The following is a 14,188-nucleotide window of genomic DNA, read 5'->3' on the forward strand; positions in this document are numbered from 1 at the left end:
TTTTCAAACACGCAGCCCTACATCACGCGGATGACACCGACGATCACCGCCGACCGGGGGCAGGACGCCCGCACCCTCCACCTGATCGATCCCGCCGGCTTCGACGCCTGGCTGAGCGCGCAGCCGCCGCGCATCCGCGCCGCCGTCACCGCCCAGCGCCTGACCGCCAAGCCCGGCAAGAACGCCACTTTGCCCGGCGAGCAGCCCGACGACTGGTCGGTCGTCACCATCGTCGCCAATTCCGCGAACCTCTCGCCCTGGTGCCTCGCCCACCTGCCCACCCAGCTTCCGCCCGGCAACTACCGGCTAGCGGAGGGCACGCCCGGGGCAGCGAAGCTCGGCTGGGCCACCGCGCAATATCGCTTCACCCGCTACAAGACGGGCGAGGACGACGCCCCCCGCATGCTGCTGTCACGCGACCCGGCGCAGATCGACGAAGCATTGCGGCAGGCCGCCGCCACCGCCCGCGTCCGTGACCTCGTCAACACCGCCGCCGCCGATCTCGGCCCCGCCGAACTGGCCGTCGAAGCAAAGGCGCTGGGCGAAACGCATGGCGCGACGGTCACTGTCACCACCGGCCGCGACCTCGAAACCGGCTATCCGATGATCCATGCGGTCGGAAAGGCCGCTGCGAAGGGCCGCGAACCGCGCCTGATAGAACTCACTTGGGGCAATCCCGCGCATCCGAAGGTCGCGCTGGTCGGCAAGGGCGTGTGCTTCGACAGCGGCGGCCTTGACATCAAGCCGTCGGCAGGAATGCGGCTGATGAAGAAGGACATGGGCGGGGCGGCCCATGCGCTGGCGCTCGCCGGACTGGTGATGGAAACCCACCTGCCCGTTCGGCTCCACCTCCTGATCCCGGCGGTCGAGAACAGCGTGTCGGGCGACGCCTTCCGCCCCGGCGACGTGCTGAACAGCCGCAAAGGACTGACGGTCGAGAATACCAATACCGATGCCGAAGGTCGCCTGATCTTCGGTGACGCGCTCACCCGCGCGTGCGAAGAAGCACCCGAACTGCTGATCGACTTCGCCACATTGACCGGGGCGGCGCGGGTCGCGCTGGGGCCCGACCTGCCCGCGACCTTCGTGAACGACGAAGCGCTGGCCGCCGACCTGCTCGCCGCCGGCACCGCGGAGGGCGACCCGTTGTGGCGGATGCCGCTATGGGACGGCTATGACGATATGCTGAAATCGGACATCGCCGACATGGTCAACGCGCCGGAGGGCGGCATGGCCGGCGCGGTCACCGCCGCGCTGTTCCTGCGCCGGTTCGTGACGCCCGGCACGGTCTGGGCGCATCTCGACACCTTCGCGTGGCGCGCGGTGGCCAAGCCCGGCCGGGCGAAGGGCGGCGAAGCATACGGCCTGCGCGCGGCGTGGCGATTGCTGAAGGACCGGTACGCTCGCGTCTGAGCCGCGAACGTCACCCCAGCGCAGGCTGGGGTTTCAAGCGGCTTTTGTCCCGCGCTACCACCGAGAAACCCCAGCCTTCGCTGGGGTGACGTTCGCATTTAGCTGCTCGGACTACGCCGCCTCCGCCGCCTCGGTCGTCCACCCCAGATGCGGCAAGGCGATCGACCGCTTGCCCGCCAAATCGGTACGGCACACCAACAGGTCGCGCCCCTCGATATAGGCGAGCATCCGCTTCACCCGCCCCAGCGAACTGGTGCCATAGGTCCGCGCGATTGCCGCATCGCTAGGGCATGGCCGCCCCTCGCGCGCCGCCCGTGCGATCAGCATGAACGCGCCCAGCATGTCGTCGGGCAGCACGTCGGCGATCGCCAGCGCCTGCGCCCATTCGGCGTCCGGCGCGTCGTAGATTCCGGCCCGCGCACAGGCCAGCCGCCGGGTAAAGGCCGGCAGGTCGAGCGGCGGGCGCGCCAGACCGACCATGCGACACCGCACGTCGAAATCCTGATACAGCACCGCCGCCGCGCGTTGCTGCTCGCCTTCATCCTCGACCAGCGCGCGCAGCACGTCGGCAACGATGGTATCGGTCTCGTCCGCCGACCGTTCGGGCAGGTCGGGCGCGACGCTCGGCCTGGGCGGCGCGGCAATCGCCGCCTCCACCGCCTCGGGCGGGGCGACGTGGCGGATCGGCGGGCCGAGCGGCAGCATCGCCTCGACCGGGGCCAGCAGCAAATCCTTGATATCGGCGACCGGCGCGGTGGGCAGCGGGGTCAGCTTGGGGCTGCCGCTGCGGGCCGAGGTCTGCACCGGCCCGATCTTGATTGACAGCGGCCGCCGCGACACCGCCGGCCCCAGCGCGAGGAAATGCCCGCGCTGCAGATCGCGGATCGCCTCCGCCTGTCGCCGTTCCATGCCCAGCAGGTCGGCGGCACGCGCCATGTCGATATCGAGGAAGGTGCGCCCCATCAGGAAGTTGGATGCTTCCGCCGCGACGTTCTTGGCCAGCTTCGCCAGACGCTGCGTCGCGATCACCCCGGCAAGCCCGCGCTTGCGCCCGCGACACATCAAATTGGTCATCGCCGACAGCGACGCGCGGCGAACCTCCTCGACGACCTCGCCGCCGCCCGCCGGCGCGAACAGCTGCGCTTCGTCGACGACGACCAGCGCCGGATACCAATGCTCGCGCGGCGCATCGAACAGCGCGTTCAGGAACGCCGCGGCGCACTTCATCTGCCCCTCAGCCTCCAGCCCTTCGAGGCTCAGCACCACCGATGCGCGATGTTCACGGGCGCGCGTCGCGAACTTGGCGACCTCGCGCTCGCTATGGTCGGCCGCCTCGATCACGACATGGCCGTACGCCCCGGCCAGCGTCACGAAATCGCCTTCGGGATCGATCACCACCTGCTGCACATGGCCGGCGCTGCGCTCCAGCAACCGCCGCAGCAGATGCGACTTTCCCGACCCCGAATTGCCCTGCACCAGCAGGCGGGTGGCCAATAATTCTTCGAGATCAAGGGGAACGGTCTTGCCCACCGGGTCCGTCCCCATATCGACGTTCACGGTCATCGCGGGTCTTTAGGCGTTGGGGCCATGCCGGGGCAAGCGGTTGCATCGCGACCCGTCGCACGGCATGGCGCGGACGGGTACGGGAGGGATGCGATGCGGTTCGACAAGGGCTATGCCGCGCTGACAGGCGCGCTGCTGGTGACCGAAATCCTGATCGCGCTGTTCGTACGCGATGCCATCGTCCGGCCCTATGTCGGCGACGCGCTGGCGGTGGTGCTGGTCTATGCCGGGTTGCGCACCGTCACCCGGCTGGGCGTGCTTCCTGCCGTCGCCCTGGCATTGCTCACTGCCATCGTCATCGAATTCGGCCAGTATTTCCACCTGCTCGACCATATCGGCCTGTCGGACAATCGCTGGGCGCGGATCATCCTCGGCAGCGGGTTCGATCCTCAGGACTTCGTCGCCTATGCCGCCGGTGCACTGAGTGTCGTCCTCGCCGAACGCTATCGCCGCGCGTCCCGTGCCGCCGCCGGCACGCGCACCGTCAGGTCGCCGAGCGACTCGTCCAGCACGATCTGACACGCCAGCCGACTGGTCGCGACCGCACCCTCGGCAAAGTCCAGCATGTCCTCCTCTTCCTCACTTGCCGGCGGCAGGCGGGGAAAGTCGGCGGCATCGACGATGACATGGCAGGTCGAACAGGCCATCTGTCCGCCGCACGTGCCCTCCAGCGGCAGGTCATAGGCCTGCGCCAGATCGAGCAGCCGGTCGCCCGTCGCCCCCCGCGCCTCCTCCACCCGGCCATCGGCACGCGCGAACCGGACGATCATCGCTGCCCCCGCGCCGCGCGGTCGATCGCCTGCAATGCCGTCACCAGTTCCTCCTCCTGCGTATAGCGCCCGAACCCGATCCGCACCGAAGACCGCGCCTCGCGCTCGCTCAACCCCAGCGCGCGCAACACATGGCTGCTACGGCCCGACCCGCTCGAACAGGCGGAGCCGGCGGAGAAGGCGATGGTACGGCACTCGCTCATCAACCGCGCGACATCCAGGCCGTCCATCCGCACGTTCAGATTGCCGTGCCAGCGCGCGTCCTCGGCCCCGTTCAGCACCCAGCCCGGCGCGCCCATGATCGCACGCGCGACTTCCCACAACCGCTCGGCCTGCCCCCGGTCTTCGGGAGACAGCAAAGTCGCCGCCACCCCGAACCCGACGCACAGCGCGGGGCTGAGCGTGCCCGATCGCAAGCCGCCCTCCTGCCCGCCGCCATGCAGGATCGCCGCCGGCTCCACGCCGTCACGCACCCACAGCGCGCCGATCCCCTTCGGGCCATAGACCTTGTGCGCCGACACGGCGATCAGGTCGCAGGCGTCATGGGGCACATCGACCCGTCCAAACCCCTGCACCGCATCGCAGAACATCACCGCGCCCGCCGCCCGGGCCAGCTCGCCCAGCCACGCGACCGGCTGCACCACGCCGATCTCATTATTGACGAGCATCGCCGCGACGATCGCCGTGCGGTCGTCGATAGCCGCCGCCGCCGCTTCGCGATCCACCAGCCCGTCCGCCCCGACCGGCAGCACGATCACCTCCGCCCCCCGCGCCGCCAGCGCCTGCACCGTGTCGAGGACACAGGCATGTTCGGTAGCGATCGTCACAACCTTCGGCCGCCCTGCGCGCAACCGGTCGAACGTCCCGGCGATCGCCCAGTTCGCTGCCTCCGTCGCGCCACTGGTGAAGAACAGCCGCCCGCCGGTCGTACCCATTGCCGCCTCGACTTGCCCACGCGCGACCTCGACCGCAGCCTTGGCCCGGCGGCCCTCACGGTGCGGCGAATGCGGATTGGCATGGCTGTCGCGCAGCCATGGAAGCATCGCCTCGAACGCTTCCGGGGCGAGCGGCGTGGTCGCCTGATAGTCGAGATAGGTCACGCCATCGCGCTCCACGCGGCGGCGAAGGCGTCGACTTCCGCGGCCGTCGTATTCCAACCGAAACTGACGCGGATCACCTCGCTTGCCGCCTTCGCGTCCATCCCCATCGCCGACAACACATGGCTGGTCTTGAGCGTACCCGACGAACAGGCGCTTCCCGCCGATACCGCGAAGCCAGCGCTGTCGAGCCGCATCAACTGTGCCGCTGCCGACCGTCCGGGCAGGCGATAGGCGCCAACGGTCGCGATCCGGGGGGAAGCATCGCCGACGACCTCTCCACCGCCCGCCCGAATCTTCGTATCCAAGTCAGCCCGCAGCACCGCCGCGCGGGCAACCCAGTCGCGCGGAGCCTCCAGCGCAGCGGCAAAGCCCAACGCCCCCGGCAAATTCTCCGTCCCGCCGCGATACCCCTGTTCCTGCCCCCCGGTCGGCGTCAGCAGCGCGAAATCGCGCACCAGCAACGCCCCGATCCCCGGCGGTCCCCCCAGCTTGTGCGCCGATACGACAATCAGGTCGGCGCTCGGCAGGTCCAGCTTGCCTGCGCTCTGCGAACAATCGGCGACCAGCACGCCGGCGCGCGCCGCAATCTCGGCCAGCGGCTGCAACACCCCGGTCTCGCTATTGGCCGACTGCACCGCCACCCGCCGCCCCGCCGGCACCTGCGCAACATCGACCAACCCATCCGAACCGACCGGCAACCGTCCATCCCCGGCAATACGCAGCACCGCGTCATGCTCGACGCCCGACGCGACCGCATCATAGCCACGCAGCGCAATCGCCAACGCCTCGCTCGCCCCGCTGGTCAGGATCACCTCGCCGTTCCAGCCCAGCGCCCTGGCGATCCGCGCCCGCGCATCCTCCAGCGCCCGCCGGGCCGCGCGCCCTTCGGCATGGGGGCTTGACGGGTTGGCCCAGCGCGCCATGCCCTCGGCCACGGCGGCGATCGCTTCGCGCCGCATCGGGGTGGTCGCGGCATGGTCGAGATAGATGCGGGTCGTCAAAACACTTCCGTTCCGATTGCGTGCGCCTATATAGCCGCGAAAGCCATTTGCGCCATCGGCGCGCCCAGATCATTACAGGACGTCCCATGCCCGAAGTCATCTTCCCCGGTCCCGAAGGTCGACTGGAGGGCCGTTTCGCCCCCGCCCCGCGCCCGCGCGCGCCCGTCGCGATGATCCTGCACCCGCACCCGTCGTCGGGCGGCACGATGAACAACCGCATCGTGCAGGAACTCTACAAGACGTTCCAGCGCCGCGGCTTCGCGACCCTGCGCTTCAACTTTCGTGGCGTCGGCAAGAGCCAGGGCACGTTCGACAACGGCGTGGGCGAACTGTCGGATGCGGCCTCCGCGCTCGACTGGGTGCAGAGCTTCCACCCCGAAGCGCAGACGACGTGGATCGCCGGCGTCAGCTTCGGCGCGTGGATCGGGATGCAACTGCTGATGCGCCGCCCGGAAATCCGCGGCTTCATCTCGATCGCGCCGCCGGCGAACATGTACGACTTCACCTTCCTCGCCCCCTGCCCGTCGTCGGGCATCATCATCCAGGGCGACGCGGACGAGGTCGTAACGCCGGCCGCCACGCAGAAGCTAGTCGACAAGCTGCGCACCCAGCGCCACATCACGATCCACCACGACGTGATCCCCGGCGCCAACCATTTCTTCCAGAACGAGATGCCCGAACTGATGGGCAGCGTGGACAAGTATCTGGACATGCGCCTCGACCCGAACTCCCCGATCAAGTGAGGCTGGCGCGAGCGGATTAGCGCCGCTAATCCGCGCCTCACGCGCCAGCCCGGCCGGCGCCACCCCCGTGCCGACCGACGACGCGGCTTCGCCGCGTCGCAACCGGATACCATAACGCGCTTGCCCAATTCCCAACCGGGCATAGACTGTCAGCATCTTCTTCATATGGATGCCGCCCATGCTGACCCTGTTCATCCTCGCCACCGCGCTTCAGGTACCGGCCGCGCCCCAGCCTGCCGCCGAAAAGCCCAAGCCCGAAAAGAAGATCTGCCGCCGCGATGCCGCGACCGGTTCGATCATGACGATGCGCACCTGCCGGACGGCAGCCGAATGGGCGCAAGTCGATGCGGCGGCAGCGGATGTCACCGCCGAAGCGCTGCGCCAGCGCGCGAATGCCGGCACCTCGATGACGTCCAGTCGCGACGGTTCCTGACCGGCGCGTCCCGGCTGCTCGACAGATCATCACCCGGCGCAGACCGGTGCCTTGGGCGGGTCCTATGGCGTACTGTCGCCGGGATCGCGTCTGATTGGACCAGCCCAGATCAGTCGTCAGGGGCGTGGCATGAAGGGCGGGCCATCCCCGATCACGATCCCGACCTTGCTGCTCAAATGCACCGGCATCGCCATGACGAGCGCCGCCATCTGCGCATCGGGAAGCGACGGAAATATCAGCACTGCCTCGCCATCGTGATGCTCTATCCGGCACGGTGCAAAGCCACGCTCGGCCACCCACGCCATCGCTGCTTCCATATCCACCGCTGCCACGCTGAACCGCATCACACGCTCCCTACACCGTCCAGATCGCGACGTTCCCGACCATCACCACGGCACAAACCAGCATCAGCCATCCATTGCGCCGTTCGCCGCGGGCGATCATCCTGATCCCGAACACCACGAGCAGCACGGCTACCAGCATCAGGATCGCGAGCAGCGTACCCGCCGGCCCCTGCCTCATTCCGCCAACACCTTCGCATAGGCCGCCGCATCGACATTGCCACCGGACACCATCACCAGCGTGCCCGGCACCACGTCGACCCGTTTCGACAGGATCGCCGCCAGCGCGACCGCCCCGCCCGGCTCCGCCACCGTGCGCAGATGCCGCATCGCCCAGCGCTGCGCCTCGGCGATCTCCGCCTCGCTGACCGCCACCCCGGTCGCCCCGCGCCGCGACAGGACATCGAAGGTCCGCTCCGCCACCCGCATAGTCTGCAGCGCGTCGCAGGCGGTCGGCGGCGGCGCGTCGCCTACGGCCTCGATCCATCCCGCCTCCAGGCTGCGGCGCATATCGTCCCAGCCCTCCGGCTCGACGGTCACGACCTCCGCCTCCGGCAGGGCCAGCGCGAGACCCGCAGCCAGTCCGCCACCGCCGCACGGCACCACCACACGCGCCGGCGCGGGCAGGCCGGCCGCGGCCATCTGCGCCGCCGCCTCGATCCCCGCCGATCCCTGCCCCTCGATCACCCACGCATCGTCGAAACTCGGCACCAGGGCCGCCCCGCGCGCATGGGCCAGATGCGCCGCGATCTTTTCCCGGCTCTCGGTCGCGCGGTCATAGCGGACGACCTCCGCGCCCAGCGCCATCGTCGCCGCCAGCTTGGCGTGCGGCGCGTCGGCGGGCATCACGATCGTCGCCGCGATTCCCAGCCGTTTCGCCGCCCAGGCGACGCCTTGCGCATGATTGCCGGACGAGAAGGCGACGACGCCCCGCGCACGCGATTCGTCGTCCAATGCGGTCAGCCGATGCCATGCCCCGCGCAATTTGAACGCGCCGATCGGCTGCAACGCCTCCATCTTAAAGGAGACCGGCAATCCATTGATTTCCCTGACCATTAATGGTGAAGGCGCCAGGATTTCCGCGATCTTCGCGGCAGCATCGCGGACGCCGGCACGGGTAGGTTGTCGCATAATCGTCATAAATTGCACTTTCTGCCGCACAGACACTTTACATCAAGGTTTGTGGGTCATAGATCGCGCCTCCGCTGCCCCATGGGACTTCCAACCGCAAGGCAGCTTTTGTCACCGTATGCCGAAAGGCAATTGGAGGTCCCTTGAATTGGCCAAGCACCATAGCGCGCTGGGGCTAGCTGCCCCCTTTATCGCCCGTGACTCCTCGTTCGAGCGCGGGATCGACATTGCAGAGCGCCGACCCGTCGAACCGGTCACGCTCGTTCGCCCGCACGCCGCCGCGCGCGCAGCCCGATTCTTCGTAGAGAAGTTTCCGGGCCGCTCGATGTATGCGGTAAAGGCGAATCCGTCGCCCGATCTGCTCCGTGTCCTGTGGGACAACGGCATCGCCCATTATGACACCGCGTCGATCGGCGAAGTGCGTCTGGTGAAGGCGACGCTGCCGGAAGCGACCTGCCACTTCATGCACCCGATCAAGGCGCCGGAAGCGATTGCCGAAGCCTATTTCGAGCATGGCGTGCGCACCTTCTCGCTCGACAGCATGGACGAACTGCACAAGATCGTCGCCGCCACCGATGGTGCGACCGACCTTACGCTGTGCGTGCGGATGCGCGTGTCGTCCGAATATGCGAAGCTGTCGCTTGGCTCGAAGTTCGGCGTTGCGCAAGGCGAGGCCAAGGAACTGCTGATGGCGACCCGCCAGGTCGCCGATGCACTGGGCATCTGCTTCCATGTCGGCAGCCAGACCATGTCGCCCGACGCCTATGCCAATGCGATGGAGCGCGTCCGCGCCGCCATCGTCGAAGCAGGCGTCACCGTCGACGTGATCGATGTCGGCGGCGGCTTCCCGTCGCGCTATCCCGGCATGACCCCGCCGCCGCTGGAGCGTTTCTTCGAAACCATCCACCGCGCGTTCGAAAGCCTGCCGATCAGCTATTCGGCGGAGCTGTGGGCCGAACCGGGCCGTGCGCTGTGCGCCGAATATGCCTCGGTCGTCGTCCGCGTCGAACATCGCCGCGGGGCGGAGCTGTTCATCAACGACGGTGCCTATGGCTCGCTGTTCGATGCAGCGCATATCGGCTGGAAATACCCGGTACAGCTGCTGCGGCAGCCGGAATCGGACGCACGCGACATGGACTTCAGCTTCTGGGGTCCGACCTGCGACGATATCGACCAGATGCAGGGCCCGTTCCCGCTTCCGGCCGATACCCGCAGCGGCGATTATTTCGAAATCGGGATGCTCGGCGCCTATGGCTCGGCCATGCGCACCGCGTTCAACGGCTTCGGCAATGGCGAAACCGTGCTGACCGACGACGAACCGATGGAGTCGATGTATATCGAACTCGATCCCGTTCCGGCATTCGTGTCGAACAACGTCGTCAAGCTGTAACCAGCCGCTACTAACCAACCACCTCCCCCCTACCCGCACCTTGCGGGAGGGGCCGGGGGTGGGCTTTGCATGGCTTTGCCGCTATGCGACCGCCATCGGCTCCTCCCGCATCTTGTGGGCAGGAGGCCAAACCGGGTTTCCGCGTCCCCATAACGACGACGGCTTATCGATGATGATGGGACCATCATGACCGACACGACGATCAACGACACCCGCAAGGCCGAACTGCTTTCGACCACCGTCGAGCATGTCGACATCACCAAGTTCGACGCCCGCCCGATCATCGACGCCATGGGCAAGATGAGCTTCACCAGCCGCGACCTCGCGCGCGCCACCCGCATCTACAACCAGATGCTGGAGGACAAGGACTGCTCGATCTTCCTCGTGATCGCTGGCTCGACCTCGGCCGGCGGCTGCATGGACCTGTACGCCGAACTGCTGCGCTCGAACATGATCGATGGCGTCGTCGCCACCGGCGCGTCGATCGTCGACATGGATTTCTTCGAAGGGCTGGGCCACAAGCACTATCAGGCGCTGGAAATCCCCGACGACAATACGCTGCGTTCGCTCTACATCGACCGCATCTACGACACGTACATCGACGAAGAGCAGCTGCAGGACTGCGACCACACGATCGGCAAGATCGCCGACTCGCTGGAGCCGAAGGCCTATTCGTCGCGCGCCTTCATCCGCGAGATGGGCAAGTATCTGTCGGAGCATGGCAAGAAGGAAAACAGCCTCGTCAAGCTCGCCTATGAGCATGACGTGCCGATCTTCTGCCCGGCCTTCGTTGACAGCTCGGCCGGCTTCGGTCTGGTCAAGCATCAGGTCGACCGCGCCAAGGAAGGCAAGCCGTACATGGTGCTCGACGCCATCGCCGACTTCCGCGAACTGACCGACATCAAGATCAAGGCGGGCACCACCGGCCTGCTGATGATCGGCGGCGGCGTGCCGAAGAACTTCATCCAGGACACTGTCGTCTGCGCCGAAATCCTCGGCCATGACGATGTCGAAATGCACAAATACGCGGTGCAGATCACCGTCGCCGACGTGCGCGACGGCGCCTGCTCGTCCTCGACGCTGAAGGAAGCGGCCAGCTGGGGCAAGGTCGACACCGCGCTCGAACAGATGGTGTTCGCCGAAGCCGGATCGGTCATGCCGCTCCTCGCCTCGGACGCGTACCATCGCGGCGCGTGGAAGGACCGCGCCAAGCGCGCGTTCGGCAAGATGTTCGACTGATCGTCCTGCGGTTGCTGGAATCAGAAACGGCGGGGGAGCGATCCCCCGCCGTTTTTGCGTTGCCATCAGAAGGGCACCGGCACTCGCAACAGCGCCCCCGAACCAAGCGTCGTCCCAGCGAAGGCTGGGATCTCCCGCTGATAGCACATGGCAGGAGCCGCTAGAGGCCCCAGCCTTCGCTGGGGCGACCTCTTCGGGCAAGGCGCGACTCAGCCCCCTACATCTTGAACCCGTAGCGCGCATATTGCCGGTCGATCACGGGGTTCATCCGCCGCGCCAGCGCCAGTTCGCCGGCCGCTTCGCCATCGCGTCCCATCGCCTTCAACACGGCGGCGCGGACATAGCGGCTGGCCGCCATGTCGGGATTGGCCGCCAGCACGGTGTCCAGATCGGCCAGCGCCTCCGGGTAGCGGCCCATCCGGTACCAGACCAGCGCCCGGCTATCGAGCGCGGCGAGCGTGTCGTCGCTCAACTCGATCGCCTTGGTGCAATCCTTCAGCGCGGTATCGAGCATGACGTTGCGCGTCCCCTTGGTCCAGCACCGCCCGTTCAGCAGCGTCGGCGACCCCGGCTTCTCCGCGATCAGCGTGTCGTACAGCGCAACCGCCTCCTTCGGGTCGCCGAAGTCGCCCATCACGCTCGCCTTCATCTGGCGCAGGAACGGCCGCGATTCACCGCCCAGCGCGATGCGTTCGTCGAGCAGCGCCACCGCCCCTTTCAGGTCGCCGGTCTCGGCACGGGTCTGCGCTACCTGCGCGATCGCGCCATTGGCCGCCGGGTCCAGCGCCCGTGCCCGTTCGGCATCGGCCAGCGCCTTGGCCGGGTCGCCCAGGTTGAACTGGGCATAGGAACGCTGGAGATACAGGTCGACCGACGGCTCCTTCGCGACCACCTTGTCCAGATCGGCCAGCGCGGCCCGGTAGTTGCCGATACCGGATTCGAACGCCGCCCGGCTCTGATAGCCGCTCATCTCGTCGGGATCGGCGGCGATCGCCTTGCCAAAGGTCGCGCGGATCGCCTGCACCTGGCTGGATTTCGCCAGGGTCGCGGCGTCGAGCGTCCAGCGGCGCGGCGTATCGACCGGCGCCACTACCCGCGGGACATTGGCCTTGGCGGTCGTGACCGCGTCGCGTTCAACCGCGATGCGTGCCGCCGGCACCTCGACACCGGTCCCGTCGAACCGCTCGTCCATGCTGATCGTCCCGCCCGACAGCCGCGTCGTCCGCTTGACGACGAAGCCCGCCAGCCGCTGGTCGGCATCCGCCGTTCCCTCCAGCGTGAAGCCGCGCCCGCCATCGGGCAGCTTCACCCGGACATGCCGCTCCACGCCGAACGGCGGCGGGCCGGCCACCGGGATGTTGGTCCAGTCCGGGCGGCTGCGGTCGGGCGCGAAGTTCAGCTCGCCCAGCGCCCCGCCCAGCGCGCGCTTGCGCCGCCGGTCCTCGACGCTCCAGCTGGTGTTGACCACCCCCTTCGCCCGCACGACGACATCGCCGGTCGCGGCGTCCGGGGTGATCGTGCCGTCTGCGAACTGCCCCTCGCCGACCGCCTGTTGCAGGATCGTCGAGATCAGCTCGCGCTGTTCCTTGGGCCCGATCTGGCTCTTGGCCGCGCGCAGCTGCGCCGCCATCTGCCCGTGCGCGACCATCGTCACCTCGACCGGGCTGGGCAGGTCGACCGCACCGCTTTCATCCGCGTCGATCGTCACGCTGGCGATCGGCCGCGCATTGGGATGCGTCTCGATCAGGATCGGCGTCGCACCCGCCGCACGGATTGGCAGGACATAGCCGACGCCGGGCGTGTCATGAATGTCGGGCAGCCGCGCATTGCTGCCGGTCCCGTCCAGCCACAGCACGTCGCCGCCGACCGTCGCGCGCACGAACACATGGTTGAACGCCGCCGCGCTCGGCAACCGGTCCGGCACCGCATCGCCCAGCCCGATGCTGGCGACGACCGGTTCCGCCTCGATCCCCATCGCGTGAAGCATGGCGAGCAGCATCAGCGTCTTCGCCTTGCAATCGCCATAGCGAACTTCCCACGTCTTCGCAGGGGTTTGCGGGACATAGTTGCCACCGTCCATCCCGACCGCCAGATACCGAATCTTGTCCTGCACCAGCTCCAGCGCCCGCTGCGCCCGGCCGATGGGCGTGGCGTCTGCCTTCTGGATCGCCGCGACCTCGGCGGCCAGCGGACTGCCCGGCGCGATCAGTCCGTCGGTCTTGTACAGCGGCACGAAGGTCCGCGACACATCGGCCCAATCGGCAAAGCTCGCCACCTCGATCAGCGGCGGGCGGCGGTAGCGCGCCGGCGCGTCCTCCGGCATGTCCTTCGGCTTGGCGAGCGGCAGCGCGACGCTGAGTTCGGTCATGTCGCCCTTGCGCGCCGGTGTCGCCGCGACGCCATCGGCCAGCAGCTTGTACTTGGGCGCGCTGTCGTTCGACCACAGATAGCGCACCCGCCCTGCCCCGATGCGCAGCGGCAGTGCGGGCAGCGCCACCACGTCCTGCACCCGCCCGCCCAGCGCCGGATCGCGCCCGGTGACCGAGAAGCGCAGGTCGAGCTGGTCGCCCACCTCCAGCCCCTCGACCGCCAGCGTCGCGGTCAGGATGCCGGTCAGCTCGCGTTGCTCCAGCGACTGTTCGCGGCGCAGGACCGTGAATTTCTGCCCCTTGGCCAGCAGATCGATCCGCTGATCCCCACGCAATATGGTCAGGCCGTGGACGATCAGGTCACCCTTGTCCGGCGCCCACGGCAGGGTCAGCGTCGCCGCCTGCGACAGCATCTCCGCACTCGCGATCCGGGTGCGCTGATGGACGTAGGAGGTCAGCCGGTCGCCCTCGATCCGCTTCTGGAAATCGAGCAGCACCAGCGGCGGCAGTTCGTCGACCGGCGTCGCGGGAACGGCAGGCGGCGCGGCGACCCAGGCGGGCGCAGGCTGATAGAGCGGCGTTTCGCTCGCCCAGGCAAGCGCCGGCAACCCCGCCGCCGCCAATGCGACAGCCTTCACCACGACGAAACGCTTCACTCGAAATCCCCCTGTTCGCGGTCGGCCCCCGCCGACCCG

The 14,188-nt window shown here is 68.1% G+C and carries 14 protein-coding genes; 6 read left to right on the forward strand and 8 right to left on the reverse strand.

Going from position 1 to position 14,188, the window contains the following annotated elements:
- Positions 1-30 precede the first annotated feature (30 nt).
- The gene (locus MF609_RS06395) at positions 31-1,413 is read left to right on the forward strand and encodes a leucyl aminopeptidase family protein (RefSeq protein ID WP_242415457.1); all 1,383 of its coding nucleotides are present in this window, start codon (positions 31-33) and stop codon (positions 1,411-1,413) included.
- Positions 1,414-1,524: 111 nt separating this feature from the next.
- Here the strand turns inward: MF609_RS06395 and MF609_RS06400 are convergent, their stop codons facing one another.
- Positions 1,525-2,976, reverse strand: a complete 1,452-nt coding sequence (locus MF609_RS06400; protein ID WP_242415458.1) for a helicase HerA domain-containing protein — start codon at positions 2,974-2,976, stop codon at positions 1,525-1,527.
- Positions 2,977-3,069: 93 nt separating this feature from the next.
- Between MF609_RS06400 and MF609_RS06405 the strand changes: the two genes are divergently transcribed.
- Positions 3,070-3,495 carry a ribosomal maturation YjgA family protein gene (locus tag MF609_RS06405; protein WP_242415459.1) on the forward strand — a complete coding sequence of 142 codons (426 nt, stop codon included), beginning with the start codon at positions 3,070-3,072 and terminating at the stop codon, positions 3,493-3,495.
- Here MF609_RS06405 and MF609_RS06410 read toward each other — a convergent pair.
- From MF609_RS06410 to MF609_RS06420, 3 genes are read right to left on the reverse strand one after another with little or no spacing between them, the layout of a single operon-like run.
- The gene (locus MF609_RS06410; protein ID WP_242415460.1) at positions 3,420-3,746 is read right to left on the reverse strand and encodes a 2Fe-2S iron-sulfur cluster-binding protein; all 327 of its coding nucleotides are present in this window, start codon (positions 3,744-3,746) and stop codon (positions 3,420-3,422) included. The genes MF609_RS06405 and MF609_RS06410 overlap by 76 nt on opposite strands.
- Positions 3,743-4,846: a cysteine desulfurase family protein gene (locus MF609_RS06415; RefSeq protein ID WP_242415617.1), complete on the reverse strand. Its 1,104-nt coding sequence runs from the start codon at positions 4,844-4,846 to the stop codon at positions 3,743-3,745. The genes MF609_RS06410 and MF609_RS06415 overlap by 4 nt, the downstream gene beginning before the upstream one ends.
- Positions 4,843-5,847 carry a cysteine desulfurase family protein gene (locus tag MF609_RS06420; RefSeq protein WP_277991083.1) on the reverse strand — a complete coding sequence of 335 codons (1,005 nt, stop codon included), beginning with the start codon at positions 5,845-5,847 and terminating at the stop codon, positions 4,843-4,845. Before MF609_RS06420 ends, MF609_RS06415 begins: the two co-directional genes overlap by 4 nt.
- A gap of 86 nt (positions 5,848-5,933) precedes the next feature.
- Between MF609_RS06420 and MF609_RS06425 the strand changes: the two genes are divergently transcribed.
- Complete coding sequence (locus MF609_RS06425) at positions 5,934-6,590, forward strand: alpha/beta hydrolase (RefSeq protein WP_066687669.1); 657 nt, start codon at positions 5,934-5,936, stop codon at positions 6,588-6,590.
- Positions 6,591-6,768: 178 nt separating this feature from the next.
- Complete coding sequence (locus MF609_RS06430) at positions 6,769-7,023, forward strand: hypothetical protein (protein ID WP_242415461.1); 255 nt, start codon at positions 6,769-6,771, stop codon at positions 7,021-7,023.
- A 116-nt stretch (positions 7,024-7,139) separates the two neighbouring features.
- Here MF609_RS06430 and MF609_RS06435 read toward each other — a convergent pair whose 3' ends face one another.
- Genes MF609_RS06435 through MF609_RS06445 form a run of 3 tightly spaced genes read right to left on the reverse strand, consistent with a single transcriptional unit; the run spans position 7,140 to position 8,504 of the window.
- Positions 7,140-7,367, reverse strand: a complete 228-nt coding sequence (locus MF609_RS06435) for a hypothetical protein (protein ID WP_242415462.1) — start codon at positions 7,365-7,367, stop codon at positions 7,140-7,142.
- A 10-nt stretch (positions 7,368-7,377) separates the two neighbouring features.
- Entirely contained in the window at positions 7,378-7,545 is a 168-nt protein-coding gene (locus MF609_RS06440; RefSeq protein ID WP_242415463.1) for a hypothetical protein, read from the reverse strand.
- The gene (locus MF609_RS06445; RefSeq protein WP_242415464.1) at positions 7,542-8,504 is read right to left on the reverse strand and encodes a threonine ammonia-lyase; all 963 of its coding nucleotides are present in this window, start codon (positions 8,502-8,504) and stop codon (positions 7,542-7,544) included. Before MF609_RS06445 ends, MF609_RS06440 begins: the two co-directional genes overlap by 4 nt.
- A 139-nt stretch (positions 8,505-8,643) precedes the next feature.
- On the opposite strand from MF609_RS06445, the gene MF609_RS06450 reads away from it, so the two are divergent.
- On the forward strand, positions 8,644-9,885 hold the full coding sequence (locus tag MF609_RS06450; RefSeq protein ID WP_242415465.1) for a type III PLP-dependent enzyme: 1,242 nt from the start codon (positions 8,644-8,646) through the stop codon (positions 9,883-9,885).
- A gap of 186 nt (positions 9,886-10,071) precedes the next feature.
- Positions 10,072-11,124: a 1,9-bis(guanidino)-5-aza-nonane synthase gene (locus MF609_RS06455; protein ID WP_242115386.1), complete on the forward strand. Its 1,053-nt coding sequence runs from the start codon at positions 10,072-10,074 to the stop codon at positions 11,122-11,124.
- 217 nt (positions 11,125-11,341) lie between these two features.
- On the opposite strand, the gene MF609_RS06460 is transcribed toward MF609_RS06455, so the two are convergent.
- Positions 11,342-14,149 (reverse strand): DUF3857 domain-containing protein, encoded by a 2,808-nt coding sequence (locus MF609_RS06460; RefSeq protein ID WP_242415466.1) that lies wholly within the window; start codon positions 14,147-14,149, stop codon positions 11,342-11,344.
- Positions 14,150-14,188 lie beyond the last annotated feature (39 nt).

Source organism: Sphingomonas panni (assembly GCF_022664435.1).
GTDB lineage: Bacteria > Pseudomonadota > Alphaproteobacteria > Sphingomonadales > Sphingomonadaceae > Sphingomonas > Sphingomonas panni.